The organism is Bacillus cereus group sp. MS39 (assembly GCF_040448665.1).
GTDB classification, from domain to species: Bacteria; Bacillota; Bacilli; order Bacillales; family Bacillaceae_G; genus Bacillus_A; species Bacillus_A wiedmannii.
On sequence record NZ_CP123058.1, the window covers coordinates 575,001 to 591,764 of the forward strand.

Here is a 16,764-nt window from a genome sequence, read left to right on the forward strand (position 1 = left end):
TAGCGTAAGCTAGTAAGATCCCTGAAAGATGATCAGGTTGATAGGTTCGAGGTGGAAGCATGGTGACATGTGGAGCTGACGAATACTAATAGATCGAGGACTTAACCATATAATATGAAGCAATGTTATCTAGTTTTGAAAGAATATAAAAAACTTGTTGACTTTAAAAGTTAAATAAGTTACAATGATTCTTGTCTTAAATGAATACAGTCTGGTAATGATGGCAGAGAGGTCACACCCGTTCCCATACCGAACACGGAAGTTAAGCTCTCTAGCGCCGATGGTAGTTGGGACCTTGTCCCTGTGAGAGTAGGACGTTGCCAGGCAAATGGAGGATTAGCTCAGCTGGGAGAGCACCTGCCTTACAAGCAGGGGGTCGGCGGTTCGATCCCGTCATCCTCCACCATTTAGCCGACTTAGCTCAATTGGTAGAGCAACTGACTTGTAATCAGTAGGTTGGGGGTTCAAGTCCTCTAGTCGGCACCAGAAAATCATGGCGGTTGTGGCGAAGTGGTTAACGCACCGGATTGTGGCTCCGGCATTCGTGGGTTCGATTCCCATCAGTCGCCCCATTTTTCTTTGAATAATTAATATGCGGGTGTGGCGGAATTGGCAGACGCACTAGACTTAGGATCTAGCGCCTTTGGCGTGGGGGTTCGACTCCCTTCACCCGCACTTTTAATAAAATAACTCATACATGTCTTGCGGAAGTAGTTCAGTGGTAGAATACAACCTTGCCAAGGTTGGGGTCGCGGGTTCGAATCCCGTCTTCCGCTCCAATTTTCAATATGACATGCCGGGGTGGCGGAACAGGCAGACGCACAGGACTTAAAATCCTGCGGTGGGTGACCACCGTGCGGGTTCGACCCCCGCCCTCGGCACCATATGCGCCCGTAGCTCAATTGGATAGAGCGTTTGACTACGGATCAAGAGGTTAGGGGTTCGACTCCTCTCGGGCGCGCTTTTATTAACGGGAAGTGGCTCAGCTTGGTAGAGCACCTGGTTTGGGACCAGGGGGTCGCAGGTTCAAATCCTGTCTTCCCGATTTTCCAAAAACACGGGGCCTTAGCTCAGCTGGGAGAGCGCCTGCCTTGCACGCAGGAGGTCAGCGGTTCGATCCCGCTAGGCTCCACTTATTTTAATATCTTTTATGGCGGTGTAGCTCAGCTGGCTAGAGCGTACGGTTCATACCCGTGAGGTCGGGGGTTCGATCCCCTCCGCCGCTACCATAAAGGACCTTTAGCTCAGCTGGTTAGAGCAGACGGCTCATAACCGTCCGGTCGTAGGTTCGAGTCCTACAAGGTCCACCACTAAAGCTTTATATCTCGGAGGTATACCCAAGTTCGGCTGAAGGGATCGGTCTTGAAAACCGACAGGCGGCGAGAGTCGCGCGGGGGTTCGAATCCCTCTACCTCCTCCATTTTTTCTGAATTAAATATTTTATCATCGCGGGGTGGAGCAGCACGGTAGCTCGTCGGGCTCATAACCCGAAGGTCGCAGGTTCAAATCCTGTCCCCGCAACCAAATGGTCCCGTGGTGTAGTGGTTAACATGCCTGCCTGTCACGCAGGAGATCGCCGGTTCGACCCCGGTCGGGACCGCCATTTTTTTACATAAAGGCTCGGTAGCTCAGTCGGTAGAGCAGAGGACTGAAAATCCTCGTGTCGGCGGTTCGATTCCGTCCCGAGCCACCATTTTGAAGTAGCAAGCCGACTTAGCTCAACTGGTAGAGCAACTGACTTGTAATCAGTAGGTTGGGGGTTCAAGTCCTCTAGTCGGCACCACTTTCAAAATGAGCCATTAGCTCAGTTGGTAGAGCATCTGACTTTTAATCAGAGGGTCGAAGGTTCGAATCCTTCATGGCTCACCATTTACAATTTAATGCGGGTGTAGTTTAGTGGTAAAACAAGAGCCTTCCAAGCTCTGGTCGAGAGTTCGATTCTCTTCACCCGCTTTTCAATTATGGGCCTATAGCTCAGCTGGTTAGAGCGCACGCCTGATAAGCGTGAGGTCGATGGTTCGAGTCCATTTAGGCCCACCATAATTATTCCGCAGTAGCTCAGTGGTAGAGCTATCGGCTGTTAACCGATCGGTCGTAGGTTCGAGTCCTACCTGCGGAGCCATATTATAGAGAAGTACCCAAGTGGCTCAAGGGGCTCCCCTGCTAAGGGAGTAGATCGCGAACGCGGTGCGAGGGTTCGAATCCCTTCTTCTCTGCCAGAATTGGCCCGTTGGTCAAGTGGTTAAGACACCGCCCTTTCACGGCGGTAACACGGGTTCGAATCCCGTACGGGTCATACTAAAAGAGATAGCATAATCTGCTATCTCTTTTTTGTTGTGTAAAAGTAGACTTTGGATAGTCTACTTTTTTTATGGATTTCTTGTATACTTTTTTCTATTTGAATCGTCTAACTAATAGAAAGGAGAGAGCGATGGAGTATGAAAAGGTTATTGTAGAAACATCTATTTCTATCTGGATTTCTGGTGTCTTTTCTTTAATGCTGGGTCTTAATCATTGCAATAAATTGTAGAAGATTTATGTATATGCACTTATTTTTGCAACCTTTTTATTCTCTCATTCGACTATATTAGTAAAGGGAGGAAGAAATAAAAATGGACATAGCCTATTTAGTAAAACAAGCAACAAGAGGAAATGATCAAGCATTTGAACAACTCATTACTTTTGTTCGCCCAAAATTATATCGAACAGCCTATTCTTATGTAAGAAATGAACAAGATGCACTGGATATATACCAAGAAACAATTTATGAAGCATATCTTTCACTGAGAAAATTAAAAAAGCCGGAGAAATTTCAAAGTTGGATTATCAAAATTCTTGTTTTTAAATCCATTGATTTTGTAAGAAAATCCTCTAGACAATTTGTTGCGAATGATGAAATATTTGCTAATTTATGTACAGAAGAGAGCATGAATACATTAGAACAATCATTGGATTTAACCGAGGCATTTAATTTCTTAGATCCTACTTACAAAACTATTATTTTATTACGGTATTATCACGATTTATCTATTAAGGAAATTGCTGAGGTTCTTAATTCTCCAGAAGGAACGATAAAATCTCAATTACATCGAGCAAAGCAAGCCTTACGCCCCATTTTAAAGGAGGGATATAGTTATGAATAAAGATGAATTTAATCACCATATCAATGATATTCCTATACCAGAAGACCGGTTAATTCAAAGAGAAAAAACAGCCATGCTCCAAGCTAAGAAAAATCAATACCGTAGAAAAAAAACAATCAAGTATTCTAGTCTTGTTGCTTGTGGAATATGTGTTTCTCTCTTAGGTTTTGGATTCATTTCTCCTACTATGGCAAAGACATTATCGAGTGTCCCAGTTATAGGCCCGATTTATGCACAATTTAATGATATTGCTTCTGATAAAATTGAAAAGGATGAGCTTGCTACATCAATTGAGAGACAAGATAACCATAGTGGTTTAACGATGAATGTGAAAGAAGCTGTTTACGATGGTGGACGTTTAGTAATCACAGTGGAATACAAAGGAGAAAATCCTATTTCCAATAGTAATGAAGATAAAGCTGGACTTAGTTATGTAACCATTAATGGGAAAGAAGTCAAATCTGCGATTGGTTCTACTTCACAGAAGTCAAAAGGACGAAACACCATTATCGAGCAGCATGAATTCACTCTGGCTAATTACGGTGAATTTGGTGATAAAATTGATGTTTCCGTCCATGGAGAAGATTTATTTGGAAAAACAGGAACATGGAACGTAGCATTTCCTCTTACAAAAGTTGAAGATGAGATTCGTAAATTCACTCCTAATATAAAAACATTAACGAAAGATAATCTGTATGCATTAACAGTAGATCAAGTAACCTTTTCTTCACTTTCAACGAGGATTGATTTGACCTTTGATTATCCAAAAGAAATGGAAGCTAATGATAGGTGGCCAGCACTTGATTATACTGTCACTGATGATAAAGGAAAAATCTACGAAGGAGTCAGCTTGCAAGTTGGTAGCACGGGACTATACGGACACCATATTGTTTTAGCTCTTCCACCAATGGATAATCCTCCAAAATCCTTAACAATTGAACCTACGTATCTTAGTGGTCAAAATGATACATTAAAAAATGGAGGTGCTGAAGATTTAAAAACAACTGTGTTGCTACAATAATTGAAGAGCTTTGCTAGGTTTTCATGTCTATTGACTGTTAATAAGTGATGGTATGTTAATTTGACGTGTATGGAAAAAATATCGCTATCCAGCTAAGATAAATTTGTATCCATATAGTCAAAAAACGCTATTCTTTTTGTAGAAATATACAGAAAGGATGGCGTTTTTTATGCTGTCATCATTGGCGGGCTTCGTCGGTAAGTCGATATATTGCAAAAAATCGCTGATATATCTGGAGTTGCGCTTGATATATTCAGAAAATCGCCGATATAATTTCACTTACCGACAAAAACGTAAGAAAATCCCTTTCACAATCTAAAGAAAACACCTAATTTGGTATGGATTCCACACCTATTCCATCAACTTTACACTCTATGTGAAAAAGTTCACAAATAGGTCATAATTTGTGAAGTAATTCACAATAATACGTGCTACAATATGAATGTAAAGAAGTTAAACAACATTAAATTAGTATTTTAATTAATTACTTAAACAATCATAAAAAAATATATGTGAACAATAGAGAGGGGAAATTAACATGAAAAAAGGTATCAATCGTGTAGTATTAGTAGGAACAGGAGCTGTAGGTTGTAGTTACGCTTACTCAATGATCAACCAAGGTGTAGCTGAAGAATTCGTACTTGTAGATGTTAATGAAGCAAAAGCAGAAGGAGAAGCAATGGACTTAAGCCATGCGGTACCATTCTCTCCAGCGCCAACAAAAGTTTGGAGCGGTAGCTATGCAGATTGTAAAGATGCAGATTTAGTAGTTATCACTGCTGGATTACCACAAAAGCCAGGTGAAACTCGTTTAGATTTAGTTGAGAAAAACACAAAAATCTTTAAACAAATCGTTCGCGGCATTATGGATAGCGGGTTCGATGGAATTTTCTTAATCGCTACAAACCCAGTTGACATTTTAACTTACGTAACTTGGAAAGAATCTGGTCTACCAAAAGAGCGTGTAATCGGTTCTGGTACAACTTTAGACTCTGCTCGTTTCCGTTACATGTTAGGTGACTACTTAGATGTAGATCCACGTAACGTTCATGCTTACATCGTTGGTGAACACGGTGACACTGAACTTCCAGTATGGAGCCACGCTACTATCGGTGTACAAAAACTAGAAACAATCTTAGCTAACAACGAACAGTACAAACAAGAAGACTTAGACAAAATCTTCGAAAACGTACGTGATGCAGCTTACCATATCATCGAGCGTAAAGGTGCAACTTACTACGGAATCGGTATGTCACTACTTCGTGTAACTAAAGCAATCTTAAGCAACGAGAACAGCGTATTAACTGTATCTGCATACCTTGAAGGACAATACGGTGAGAAAGATGCTTTCGTAGGTGTTCCAGCTGTTATTAACCGCGAAGGTGTACGTGAAATCGTAGAACTTGAGCTAAATGAAGATGAAAAAGCGAAATTCGCTCATTCTGTAAAAGTATTAAAAGAAACAATGGCACCAGTACTATAATAATTGATAAATCATTCAGAGGCGGGACACTGCTTCCTACCTCTGAATTCATATAATTTAATATAAATTCCTTTTCCGGTTTCCCTTGTATATCCCCAATATACCCCTTTTGCTGGATAAGGATCGTTTATAGAAAAGAGCACTCTACTTTACGTAGAGTGCTCTTTATTATTATTTTTTAGGCGTTAATCCCAATTTCTTTAAGATATCTGCCAGTGTACCGCTTTTTGATTTTTCCGCAGGTGTTTGTGATTTAGATGCATCCGGACCCTTTTTCAAGAAGTTCTTTTCAACGAAGCGAATATCTTTTTCGTCGACAATACCATCTTTGTTAAGGTCTCCGTCTTTTACAGATACTCCTTTTTTACCATAGTTGCTAGCGATAATTTCAGCATCTTTTATATCAATTACTTTATCACCATTTACATCACCTGCAAGGTTTTCATCAAGGCGTGCATAATAATATTGGCCAAGCAGCTTACCATCTTTTTCAGTACCTAATTTTGTTGTTAGTTGGCTTGTTAAATGCCCTGGCACTTCTACATATAAGTTATAGTCGCGTTTATTAACAGGAAGTCCATTTAATTTGAAGTATCCGTATTTATCTAGTGAGCCTTCAAACTTATGACGGTAAGAATCAGTCGCATATACTTTTATACCAAGCTTTGTATAATCGAATTTTTCATCTAAATATCCACGTTCATTTAAGAATGCACCAGGTTTAATATTTCCTTCTACTAGTGAGTTTAAGGACATAACTGAGAATGTTTGATCTTGAAGTACACGCATTCTGTTTGGTTCTGATTCACCTTGTTTCCAGTAAGCGAACACTGATAAATCTAATTGAGCATTTGCTTCATAAAACTCATCGTTTTCTACTTTGAACGTTACATCAATGAATGGGAAATCACCATCTAATCCAGCGAAGTTTTTGTCATCGATAGCGCCGCCTACTGTAACAGAACCTGCTTCTAGTTTCGGTTCATTTACTTTTGCTGTTACCCCTTTTTCAGAAAGGAGTTTTTCAAAAGCAGGATTCAATTTCGCATTTGCAAATTTGAAGTTCTTCTCTAGGAATTTTACGTTATATTCCCCAGCAACGAATTGTTTTACGTGTTTCGCATTTAGGGTTACAGTAAGTTCATCATTTTTGTATACTTCTTTTTTATCATAGCTAGTTTTCGCATATTGAGCTCCTTGTGGGATAAACCAATAGTTATTTACACCGTTTGGATAGTCAGGTCCTGCAGTTGCATAATCGAAAATATATACGCCTGTGTTCATTGGGCCTTCCACCTTAAAGGATTCAGGAGTAATGCCAACTTTAAAGTCACCATTTGCATTAATAGGTAAAAACTTATGCAAGTATGGGGAATAATCATAGTACATAACGCCATTCGCTTCTTGCGTAATGTTTAAGCCTTTTCCTTTTAAGTAGTCAACGTTTGAATCATATACATTACCTTTAATCCATAGTGCCTTTTTGCCATCTTCCACTGTATAATTCTCTTCATTTAATTCATAAATACCAGGTTTTAATCCCGTTAATTTCACTTCCGGTGGTGTATTATCAATTACGACATAATCACCTTTCACACGTGCTTTCCCGGCTTTATCGTAGCCGACAAACTCAATTGTGTAGTCTCCTTCTGGTAAGTTGATTTTCTCATCACCGATTGGTTTTGCAGGATCATTTGTAAAAGGATATACTTTTCCGTTAAAGAATGAATCTAAGTAATAATACACATCCGTTTTTAGTCCACTCGTGTTTAATGTTCCGATGAAGCCGAGCGCTTTATTTGTTTTGGAATCTTTCACGATAAGATCTAACGTTTCAAGTTCGCTATTTAATTGGAATGCCCCGTGAACATAGGATTCACCGTATGGATTAAATTTCGATGTATCAGTTGAAATGGCTTTTCTTGATAATATCGCGTTTTCAATACCAGGCTCTGATACACGAATAGAGAACGGAATTTGATACGTTTCTTCTTTATTTTTCGTATTTGTAATATGAATATATCCTTCATATCGGCCTTGTTTTACACCGGCTGGGACATTAATTTTTGCTTCGATTTCATCTGATTTGCCAGCATCAAGAGTAATTGTTTCTGGAACAGAGACTTTTACACTGTTTGCGACAGCATCGTTAATAGTAGAAGAAGCCGGTGTATAAGAAATTTCTGTTTTAAATTCTTTCTTCTCTTGTTTATTATGGTTTTCCACTTTTATATTTCGTTTTTGTTCAAGAGCTTCACCGTCTTTTTGATAAAACTTACCGAATGCAATAGATCCAGTTTCTTCTGGTACTTCAATTACTTCATCATTTACAACAGTTTTTGTCGTATCTAATACTTTAAAGCTTGTTTCTGTATGAACAGCGTTGTATGCATCTACTCGCCCAGCTCCAACTTCATATACAGAATACTTTTCTTTTAAATCATCAGCCGTGTTCATAAGAGACGCCTTTACATCGAATGGAGAGTATTCTGGGTGTTCTTGTAAAATAAGAGCAGCAACGCCAGCGATATGAGGGGATGCCATAGATGTTCCTTGCATACGCTCATAGGAAACGTCATAGTTTTCGCCTTCTTGTGGATCGTTAATATATTCAGGCACTGTTGAAAGTACAGCAACACCAGGTGCTGTAATATCAGGTTTAATATCATCATTTGATGTAACAGGGCCGCGTGAGCTAAAGTCTGCAAGATGATCGCCTTCTGTTTGAATATAACTAATTTCGCCAAAAGTAAAGGAGGTGTTACCTTGTTCGATTTGAGCTTTTAGTTTTTCACCATCTTCTTTCGTTAGGCGGAATGCTGGAATGTATTTTGTGCTTTCGCCAACGTAGAAAGGAATTTCTCCGTCCACATTGTTATAAATAATAACGGCTTTTGCACCAGCTTGTTTCGCATTCGCGATTTTTTCATCAAATGAGAGTGTACCACGTGCAACGAGAGCGATTTTCCCTTTTACATCCTTTTTACTAAATTCGTCAGGCGTACCGATTCCTACAGATTCAATAGGGAGAGATTGTCCTTTGAAATCTTCTATTTTATCAGTGAAGTTTTTGCCAAATAAAATTAAGTTAGGGAATTGTACTTGTCCAGCATGACCTGATAGTTTTGGTAAGGAAATAGAACTATCACTTGCCCCGACCGTAATCGCAAATGGAGAAGCACCTGGTGATCCGAGTGTCGCTGGATTTGGACCAGAGTTCCCAGCAGCAACGACTGTAACAACACCGGAAAGCATTGCGTTATTGACAGCGATAGACGTTGGATCAAGCGGATTGTTACTATCGTCACCTAACGATAAGTTAATAACGTTCATACCGTCAGAAATAGATTTATCGATTGCAGCAATAATACCAGAACTATCTCCGCTTCCGTATGGACCAAGTACACGATAGTTATACAGTTCAATGTCAGGTGCAACACCTTTTACTGCGGAATCGGATGTATTTTTCTTTTGAGCAGAAACGATACCTGCTACGTGAGTACCATGCGCGGTGTAGAAGGAAGAGCCACGATCATCAAATTCAGGAGCGCCAGATTGTTGCCATTCTGTATAAGTTGTTTCCATCGGATCAGCATCGTTACTAATAAAGTCCCAACCTTTTACGGAGTTGGGGTCTATCTTACTAGAATCTTCATCCGGTTTTGCGCGATAGCCTTTATACACGTCTTTTAAGTCAGGGTGATTGTAATCAATACCTGTATCTAGTACACCAACTTTAATTCCTTTTCCGGTAATACCCTCGCTATGTAACTTATCTACCCCAATTTGGGGAATGCTATCTGTTAGTTTTTGAGGTACTTTCTGCTCTGCTTGTTTTGGTAAATTTAATTTCACTTCGTAATCTTTCCAAATACGTTTTACAACGCCAATTCTTAACAATTCTTCAACTGTATTTGCAGGTAATGTCAGCGCAACGCCATTTATAGCGTGCTTATAAGAACGTTTAATTTGTACAGACTGGAAATTCCCTGATTTTACTGATGGGCTAAATTGATAAAGGCGTTTTAATCCTTTTTGGAATTCCTCATGTTCTTGATCAATACGTGCCTTTATATTTTCAGGAGCAGCTTGTAACCCTTTTTCTTTTTGTTTTAATTCATTAATCTTTACTGGCGCAGTTTGAAATTCTACAATGATATTTACTGGTTCGGAACTGCTCGTATTAATATCTGGTGAAATCGTAAAACCAGGATTGGCATCTAACGTTTGTAATGCCTGACGCTGTTCTTTAGAAAGTTTTGATAGTAAAGACTGGGCGTTTGAAGGGTCAATTTGGTTAATAGGGTTTTCAGCAAGTACATTGAACGGAAGGGCAGTTGAAAATAGAACACCAGCCGTTACAATTCCGGTAACAAAACGATTTTTCTTTTTCATGTATAGGCCTCCGATAATTTATATTTTAAAAATTATTTCTCCACGCCTGGTGTTTGCTCTGCATGGAATGTCCAGTTTAGCTGCATGGAATCACCCTGGAATTTATTTTGATCTTGGTCGTTATCTTCAAAGGAGAAGAGAACGTGTAAATAGTCTGTTTCACCAGACTTAATACCGTCTATTAAGTTATGACGTTCTAGAGAAGTAGCTACATCCTCAGGTTTCATAGTTTTTAATTCTGATAATTTTGTTTCCCACAAAATTTCATGATCATCGTTTGGATTAGATGGCTTTCCGTCATTCACTAAAAATTTGACGATGATGTGATCGCCTAAATCTTCACCATCATTATTTTGCTTTGCATCTGTAACTTCATAGGATGTTTCAAGTGCTACTTTTGCAATATGCAATGTTCCTTTATTTTCAAGCTTGAAGTTTCTTTCAATCAAATCACCTGGTTTTAAATCTTTCACATTAACAATTACGCTTGGGTTAATAGAAAGATCTAGTGTACCAGCTTGAAATGAGTTACTAGATGTTTCAGAATCACTGAAATAGGCGAATACACCGCCAAATGTAAGGGATAAGCCAAGTGAAGCTGTGACAACTCCCATTCCAACTTTTTGTTTTAATGACATAAGAAAGCCCCCTAATTTAATTTTTTATCAAACTTTTTCCAGGAGAATGGACAGAGTAAACATAGTGTTTCAGTATGAATTATATTTGCGAGAGTTCGCAGTTCTTTATTGAGAACAAGTATATGCTTATGAATTTGCCATTTCAATAAAATTGTGACAAAAAATGTTGAGAAACATTTTTTTATGACAGATTATTTTGTTACGATTTTAAGTGATAAATAGCGGGGAAAATAGGATAACTCTAATGAAATAAAGGTTGAGAAATAAATAATAGGATGAAAGACTAGTAGGTAATAAAGCGTTTACAATGAATATTCGTCAAAATTCGATATTTTACACAGTAAATTTGAATATTTTAAGCGAAATTAAAGAAAAAAACGAATATTTTTAAAAAAATAACAAGGATATTTCAGTTTTTCGCAGAAATGATAAAGAGTAAAAAATTTCTGTCATCTTAGTGAGGTGAACATATTGGATGTAATAAATTGTGAAGAAGTGAAACGAGATGAGTTTCATACAGAAAAGTACTATGACAGTTATAACATCTTTGGGGCACATATTGTGACGGAAGATGGGATGCGAGGTGTACGATTCACAGTATGGGCTCCTCATGCGAAAGCAATGAGTGTTGTTGGAGATTTTAATGAATGGAATTATGAGCAACATAAGATGCTACAAGTGACAGAAGAGGGGATTTGGTCCTTGTTTGTACCGCATATTGAAGAGAATGAGATATATAAGTATGCGATTGAAACGATGGATGGTGACGTTATTTTAAAAGCAGATCCTTACGCAGTATATGCAGAAGTAAGACCAAATACGGCATCTGTAGTTTTTGATATAGAGGGATATGAATGGAATGATAAAAACTGGATTCGTAAGAGAAAGAAAAAATCGATTTATAAAGAAGCGATGACAGTTTATGAATTACATTTCGGTTCTTGGAAAAAGAAAGAAGATGGCGCTCTGTATTCTTATAGAGAAATGGCCGAGGAGCTCATTCCGTATGTGGTGGAACATCAATTTACACATATTGAAATTATGCCGCTTGTTGAGCATCCATATGATCGTTCTTGGGGATATCAAGGGACGGGATATTATGCAGCGACAAGTAGATTCGGCACGCCACATGATTTGATGTATTTTGTCGATGAATGTCATAAATATGGAATCGGTGTCATTTTAGATTGGGTGCCGGGGCATTTTTGTAAAGATGCTCACGGTTTATATTTGTTTGATGGGACACCGACTTATGAATATAAAGATATAGATGTACAAGAAAACCTAGTATGGGGAACTGTTAATTTTGATTTAGGGAAGAGGGAAGTACGTAATTTCTTAATTTCAAATGCGTTATTTTGGATGAAGTATTTCCACATTGACGGTTTCAGGGTGGATGCAGTTGCGAATATGCTGTATTGGAATAAAGAAGGACAAGAACAAAGTAATGAGCACGCTGTTTCATTTTTACGAGAGTTAAATGAAGCGGTGTTTGCAGAAGATGAAGATTTTCTTATGACAGCAGAAGATTCAACAGCTTGGCCACTTGTAACAGCTCCAACGTATGAAGGTGGGCTTGGGTTCAATTACAAATGGAATATGGGCTGGATGAATGATGTGCTGAAATATATGGAGTGTGCGCCTGAGTATAGGAAGTATATTCATGAGAAAATGACGTTCTCTTTAATATATGCTTACTCTGAAAATTTCATATTACCGCTTTCTCATGATGAAGTCGTTCATGGGAAAAAGTCGTTATTAAATAAAATGCCAGGAGATTACTGGGATAAGTTTGCTCAACTTCGTTTATTATATGGATATTTCTTTACTCATCCAGGTAAGAAATTGCTCTTTATGGGTGGAGAATTCGGGCAGTTTGATGAGTGGAAAGACCTTGAAGATTTAGATTGGAATTTACATGATTTTGAAATGCATCGTTATATGCATGATTACTTTAAAGAGCTCATAGCATTGTATAAGCGCTCCAAACCACTTTGGCAGCTTGATCATTCACCTGAAGGATTTCAGTGGATAGATGCTAATAATCATGAGCAAAGTATTTTCTCATTTATTCGCCAAGGGGATAAACAAGAAGATGCGTTAGTTGTCGTATGTAATTTTACGAAAGCTACATATGAAAACTATAAAGTAGGTTTGCCAGATTTCGAGTATTATAACGAGATTTTAAACAGTGACGCTGAGCAATATGGCGGATCGGGGCAAGTGAATAAGAAACGTCTCAAGACGATTCAAGAACCGTATCATAATCAAGCGGCACATGTAGAAATTACAATTCCACCATTTGGCGTATCCATATTACGACCAGTGAAGACGAGAAAGGGGAGCAAAAAACAAGATGGCTCAAAAGCAAAAGTGCGTAGCAATGTTACTAGCAGGGGGAAAAGGTAGTCGATTAAGTGCATTAACAAAAAATTTAGCCAAGCCAGCTGTTCCATTTGGTGGTAAATATCGCATTATTGACTTTACGCTAAGTAACTGTGCGAATTCTGGTATTGAAACGGTTGGGATTTTGACGCAATATCAACCACTCGAACTTCATAATTATATCGGAATCGGCAATGCTTGGGATTTAGACCGAGTAAGCGGTGGAGTCACGGTGTTACCTCCTTATGCGGAGTCTTCAGGTGTGAAGTGGTACACAGGTACGGCCAGTGCCATTTATCAAAACTTAAACTATTTAAGTCAGTATGAACCAGAGTATGTTCTGATTTTATCAGGCGATCATATTTATAAAATGGATTACAGTAAAATGCTAGATTACCATATTGAGAAAGAAGCGGACGTTTCGATTTCTGTTATTGAAGTGCCGTGGGATGAAGCGAGTCGCTTCGGTATTATGAATACGAACGAAGAGATGGAGATTGTTGAATTTGAAGAGAAACCGCAATTTCCAAGAAGTAATCTTGCATCAATGGGAATTTATATTTTTAACTGGGCAATTTTGAAAGAGTATTTAGAGATGGATGCAAGAAATCCTGAATCTAGTAATGATTTCGGAAAAGATGTACTTCCGCTTTTATTAGATGAAGGGAAAAAGCTGATGGCGTATCCGTTTGAAGGATATTGGAAAGATGTTGGAACGGTGAAAAGCTTATGGGAAGCGAATATGGATTTACTTCGCGATGAAACATCGCTGAATTTAAACGATCGTAATTGGCGTATTTATTCTGTGAATCCAAATGAGCCACCTCAATATATTGCAGAAAAGGCAAAAGTAGAAGAATCACTTATTAACGAAGGATGCGTCATTGAAGGGGACGTGAAGCATTCTGTATTATTCCAAGGGGTGACAGTGGAAGAAGGTAGTATGGTTATTGATTCTGTCGTTATGCCAGGAGCGAAGATTGGTAAAAATGTTGTGATTGAAAGAGCGATTGTTGGATCGGAAATGGTTATTGAAGATGGAACAATTATTCGTCCAGAAAAAAATGTCGACGATGTAGTACTCATTGCTGAAGGGAAATAGAAAAGGGGGATGAAATGAATGGGAGAAAAAATGTTAGGAATTATTAATGCAACGGGAAGTTTTCCTTCCTTAAAGAAAGTAACAGGGCATCGTTCATTAGCGGCGTTACCATTTGGGGGCCGTTATCGACTCATTGATTTCATGCTTTCAAATATGGTGAATTCTAATATTCATAGTGTAGCGGTTTTTACAAGTCATAAAAACCGTTCACTAATGGACCATGTTGGATCAGGAAAACAGTGGGATTTAGATAGAAAAAGAGACGGACTGTTTTTATTCCCGCCAAATTGCCAATGTGACCAAGATGAATTTGGGTCTTTTGCACATTTTAGAAGACATATTGATTATTTTTTAAGAGCTAGAGAAGAATACGTTGTTATTACGAATAGCCATCTCGTAACAGCATTAAATTTTCAAGCGGTGTTAGAGCGACATATACATACGGCAGCTGATATTACTGAAGTTTGCCATGAAGGGGTTTCGCTTCAAACATACGTGTTAAAGAAACAATTATTGTTAGATTTATTTGAGACATATAAAGATGTGGAGCAATACAGTTTATTTGATGTAGTGAGAGAAAAGCGCGGAAAATCACTGCATATTGCTACGTATGAGCATACAGGATATGTAGCTATTATTGATTCGATTGAAAGTTACTATAAACATAGCTTAGAAATTTTGCAACCTGCTATTTGGAAGCAATTATTTAAGAAAGAAGCACCGATCTTTACGAAAGTAAAAGATGAACCACCAACTCGTTACCTGAAGGGTGCAGCCGTGAAAAATACAATGATCGCAAACGGCAGTATTATTGAAGGAGAAGTAGAAAATAGTGTTATCTCCCGTTCTGTTAAAATTGGAAAAGGTTCAATTGTTCGTAATAGCATTATTATGCAAAAGAGCAAAATTGGAGATAACTGTATAATAGACGGTGTTATTATTGATAAAGACGTGAAAATTGGTGACGGTGTAGTACTAAAAGGAAACGCCGATGAGCCATATGTTGTAGAAAAAGGAAGCATTCAAAACAGTACGATTAATAGTTATTCTTAAAAGAATCAGTGGGGGTTTTTCCTCCACTGATTAAAGCATTCATTCAAATGAAAACTCGAAGGGAGGAAGCTGCAAGGGAAGTCGTATAAGCTTTTCGTGCAGTGGGACAACAAGTGAATATTTTATTTGCAGTATCAGAATGTGTACCATTTGTTAAATCGGGAGGATTAGCTGATGTAGCAGGTGCGCTCCCAAAAGAGCTGAAAAAATTAGGTGTGGACGTTCGCATTATACTTCCAAATTATAGTCTTATTCCGCAAAAATTAAGGGATGGATGTACGTTACATAAAGTAATTAACGTCCCGCTTGGGTGGAGAAATCAATATTGCGGAATTTTAAAAGGTGAGCAAGACGGGATTACGTATTACTTAATAGATAATGAATATTATTTTAAGAGAGATTCTCTATATGGTCATTATGATGACGGAGAGCGTTTTTCTTATTTTTCAAAAGCAGTTTTAGAGTGTATTCCGCATCTTGATTTCGAAGTGGATGTTCTCCATAGCCACGATTGGCATACAGCTATGGTGAATTTCTTACTACGTGAAAAGTATCAAGATAATCCATTATATGAGCATATTAAAACGGTGTATACGATTCATAACTTGCAGTTCCAAGGTGTATTTCCTCCTGAAGTGATGTACGACTTGTTAGAACTTGGTGATGAATATTTTCATAGTGAGCAGCTAGAGTTTTATGGAAATGTGAACTTTATGAAGGGCGGAATTATCGCTTCTGATCAAATTACAGCGGTTAGCCCGACATACAAAGAGGAAATTCAATATGAGTTTTTCGGTGAGAAGTTAGATGGGTTGTTACGAAAAAATAATGGTAAGCTTAGCGGCATCGTAAATGGAATTGATACGAGCGTATATAATCCAGAAACAGATTCGTATATTACTGCTCAGTATGATGCAGAGTCATTAGAGGAAAAGAATGAAAATAAAAGCGCCTTGCAGCGTTATTTTGGTTTGCCAGAAAAAGAAGATACACCAATTATTTCGATGGTAACGAGATTAACGAAGCAAAAAGGTCTTGATTTAGTACGTACTGTATTCCGCGAAATAATGGAGGAAGATGTGCAATGTATTATTTTAGGATCAGGTGATTCTGAATATGAACAATTCTTTGAGTGGATGGCATACGAGTATCCTGAGAAGGTAAAAGTGTATATCGGATTTAATGAAGAACTAGCCCATCAAGTGTATGCGGGAAGTGATTTATTCTTAATGCCATCACTATTTGAACCGTGTGGACTTGGACAACTTATCGCATTAGCGTACGGTACAATTCCGATTGTAAGAGAGACAGGCGGATTAAATGATACTGTACAATCTTATGACGAAGAAACTGGAGAAGGAAATGGTTTCAGTTTCACGAACTTTAATGCGCATGACATGTTGCACACGGTTCTTCGTGCGATTGAATTTTATCATGATAAACCGGTATGGGAGCAGCTTGTAAAACAAGCGATGACTGAAGATTATAGCTGGGAGAAATCAGCTCTTGCCTATAAGAAATTGTATAAAAGTCTCATGGAATAA

General features: G+C 38.4%; 9 protein-coding genes, 22 tRNA genes and 2 rRNA genes (1 of these 33 cut by a window edge). 31 read left to right on the top strand and 2 right to left on the bottom strand.

Features of this window, described 5'->3' with window-relative positions; all coding sequences use genetic code 11:
- From QEP67_RS02830 to QEP67_RS02960, 27 genes are all read left to right on the top strand, one after another.
- Positions 1-109: ribosomal RNA gene (locus tag QEP67_RS02830) — 23S ribosomal RNA — on the top strand (it extends 2,813 nt beyond the left edge of the window).
- A gap of 101 nt (positions 110-210) precedes the next feature.
- Positions 211-326 (top strand): 5S ribosomal RNA (rrf, locus tag QEP67_RS02835).
- A 4-nt stretch (positions 327-330) separates the two neighbouring features.
- Positions 331-406 (top strand) — tRNA-Val (locus tag QEP67_RS02840).
- Between the two features lie 4 nt (positions 407-410).
- Positions 411-486: transfer RNA gene (locus tag QEP67_RS02845), tRNA-Thr, on the top strand.
- 10 nt (positions 487-496) lie between these two features.
- A tRNA-His gene (locus QEP67_RS02850) sits at positions 497-572 on the top strand.
- A 22-nt stretch (positions 573-594) separates the two neighbouring features.
- Positions 595-675: transfer RNA gene (locus tag QEP67_RS02855), tRNA-Leu, on the top strand.
- Between the two features lie 29 nt (positions 676-704).
- A tRNA-Gly gene (locus tag QEP67_RS02860) sits at positions 705-779 on the top strand.
- Positions 780-795: 16 nt separating this feature from the next.
- Positions 796-884, top strand: a tRNA-Leu gene (locus tag QEP67_RS02865).
- A gap of 3 nt (positions 885-887) precedes the next feature.
- A tRNA-Arg gene (locus tag QEP67_RS02870) sits at positions 888-961 on the top strand.
- Positions 962-971: 10 nt separating this feature from the next.
- Positions 972-1,045 (top strand) — tRNA-Pro (locus QEP67_RS02875).
- 14 nt (positions 1,046-1,059) lie between these two features.
- Positions 1,060-1,132 (top strand) — tRNA-Ala (locus QEP67_RS02880).
- Positions 1,133-1,152: 20 nt separating this feature from the next.
- Positions 1,153-1,229: transfer RNA gene (locus QEP67_RS02885), tRNA-Met, on the top strand.
- A gap of 4 nt (positions 1,230-1,233) precedes the next feature.
- Positions 1,234-1,310, top strand: a tRNA-Ile gene (locus QEP67_RS02890).
- Between the two features lie 17 nt (positions 1,311-1,327).
- A tRNA-Ser gene (locus QEP67_RS02895) sits at positions 1,328-1,420 on the top strand.
- Between the two features lie 27 nt (positions 1,421-1,447).
- Positions 1,448-1,524 (top strand) — tRNA-Met (locus QEP67_RS02900).
- Between the two features lie 3 nt (positions 1,525-1,527).
- Positions 1,528-1,603: transfer RNA gene (locus QEP67_RS02905), tRNA-Asp, on the top strand.
- Between the two features lie 14 nt (positions 1,604-1,617).
- A tRNA-Phe gene (locus QEP67_RS02910) sits at positions 1,618-1,693 on the top strand.
- A gap of 14 nt (positions 1,694-1,707) precedes the next feature.
- Positions 1,708-1,783, top strand: a tRNA-Thr gene (locus QEP67_RS02915).
- A gap of 10 nt (positions 1,784-1,793) precedes the next feature.
- Positions 1,794-1,869 (top strand) — tRNA-Lys (locus QEP67_RS02920).
- Between the two features lie 13 nt (positions 1,870-1,882).
- Positions 1,883-1,953 (top strand) — tRNA-Gly (locus QEP67_RS02925).
- A gap of 10 nt (positions 1,954-1,963) precedes the next feature.
- Positions 1,964-2,040: transfer RNA gene (locus tag QEP67_RS02930), tRNA-Ile, on the top strand.
- A gap of 7 nt (positions 2,041-2,047) precedes the next feature.
- Positions 2,048-2,122, top strand: a tRNA-Asn gene (locus QEP67_RS02935).
- Between the two features lie 6 nt (positions 2,123-2,128).
- Positions 2,129-2,219: transfer RNA gene (locus tag QEP67_RS02940), tRNA-Ser, on the top strand.
- A gap of 5 nt (positions 2,220-2,224) precedes the next feature.
- Positions 2,225-2,296, top strand: a tRNA-Glu gene (locus tag QEP67_RS02945).
- A 316-nt stretch (positions 2,297-2,612) separates the two neighbouring features.
- Entirely contained in the window at positions 2,613-3,143 is a 531-nt protein-coding gene (locus QEP67_RS02950; protein ID WP_064056408.1) for a sigma-70 family RNA polymerase sigma factor, read from the top strand.
- Entirely contained in the window at positions 3,136-4,164 is a 1,029-nt protein-coding gene (locus QEP67_RS02955; protein WP_001030598.1) for a DUF4179 domain-containing protein, read from the top strand. Before QEP67_RS02950 ends, QEP67_RS02955 begins: the two co-directional genes overlap by 8 nt.
- 538 nt (positions 4,165-4,702) lie before the next feature.
- Positions 4,703-5,647 carry an L-lactate dehydrogenase gene (locus tag QEP67_RS02960; protein ID WP_000715335.1) on the top strand — a complete coding sequence of 315 codons (945 nt, stop codon included), beginning with the start codon at positions 4,703-4,705 and terminating at the stop codon, positions 5,645-5,647.
- A gap of 171 nt (positions 5,648-5,818) precedes the next feature.
- Here the strand turns inward: QEP67_RS02960 and QEP67_RS02965 are convergent, their stop codons facing one another.
- Both QEP67_RS02965 and QEP67_RS02970 read right to left on the bottom strand, forming a co-directional pair.
- Complete coding sequence (locus QEP67_RS02965) at positions 5,819-10,042, bottom strand: S8 family serine peptidase (RefSeq protein WP_064460198.1); 4,224 nt, start codon at positions 10,040-10,042, stop codon at positions 5,819-5,821.
- Between the two features lie 32 nt (positions 10,043-10,074).
- Complete coding sequence (locus QEP67_RS02970) at positions 10,075-10,680, bottom strand: CalY family protein (RefSeq protein WP_000053935.1); 606 nt, start codon at positions 10,678-10,680, stop codon at positions 10,075-10,077.
- Positions 10,681-11,151: 471 nt separating this feature from the next.
- On the opposite strand from QEP67_RS02970, the gene glgB reads away from it, so the two are divergent.
- The 4 genes from glgB to glgA all read left to right on the top strand — a co-directional run bounded on the left by glgB (position 11,152) and on the right by glgA (position 16,764).
- Positions 11,152-13,089, top strand: coding sequence for a 1,4-alpha-glucan branching protein GlgB (glgB, locus tag QEP67_RS02975; RefSeq protein WP_000382602.1), 1,938 nt, complete (start codon positions 11,152-11,154; stop codon positions 13,087-13,089).
- Positions 13,037-14,167 carry a glucose-1-phosphate adenylyltransferase gene (gene glgC, locus QEP67_RS02980; RefSeq protein ID WP_000057613.1) on the top strand — a complete coding sequence of 377 codons (1,131 nt, stop codon included), beginning with the start codon at positions 13,037-13,039 and terminating at the stop codon, positions 14,165-14,167. The genes glgB and glgC overlap by 53 nt, the downstream gene beginning before the upstream one ends.
- A gap of 18 nt (positions 14,168-14,185) precedes the next feature.
- Positions 14,186-15,220, top strand: coding sequence for a glucose-1-phosphate adenylyltransferase subunit GlgD (gene glgD / locus QEP67_RS02985; RefSeq protein WP_000504142.1), 1,035 nt, complete (start codon positions 14,186-14,188; stop codon positions 15,218-15,220).
- 113 nt (positions 15,221-15,333) lie between these two features.
- A complete protein-coding gene (gene glgA, locus QEP67_RS02990) occupies positions 15,334-16,764 on the top strand; it encodes a glycogen synthase GlgA (protein WP_002107519.1) in 1,431 nt (476 codons plus the stop codon).

Excerpts from the sequence above, each read along its gene's own strand:
- QEP67_RS02950 (WP_064056408.1), top strand. The coding sequence starts at position 2,613 with ATGGACATAGCCTATTTAGTAAAACAAGCAACAAGAGGAAATGATCAA.
- QEP67_RS02955 (WP_001030598.1), top strand. The coding sequence starts at position 3,136 with ATGAATAAAGATGAATTTAATCACCATATCAATGATATTCCTATACCA.
- QEP67_RS02960 (WP_000715335.1), top strand. The coding sequence starts at position 4,703 with ATGAAAAAAGGTATCAATCGTGTAGTATTAGTAGGAACAGGAGCTGTA.
- QEP67_RS02965 (WP_064460198.1), bottom strand. The coding sequence starts at position 10,042 with ATGAAAAAGAAAAATCGTTTTGTTACCGGAATTGTAACGGCTGGTGTT.
- QEP67_RS02970 (WP_000053935.1), bottom strand. The coding sequence starts at position 10,680 with ATGTCATTAAAACAAAAAGTTGGAATGGGAGTTGTCACAGCTTCACTT.
- glgC (WP_000057613.1), top strand. The coding sequence starts at position 13,037 with ATGGCTCAAAAGCAAAAGTGCGTAGCAATGTTACTAGCAGGGGGAAAA.
- glgD (WP_000504142.1), top strand. The coding sequence starts at position 14,186 with ATGGGAGAAAAAATGTTAGGAATTATTAATGCAACGGGAAGTTTTCCT.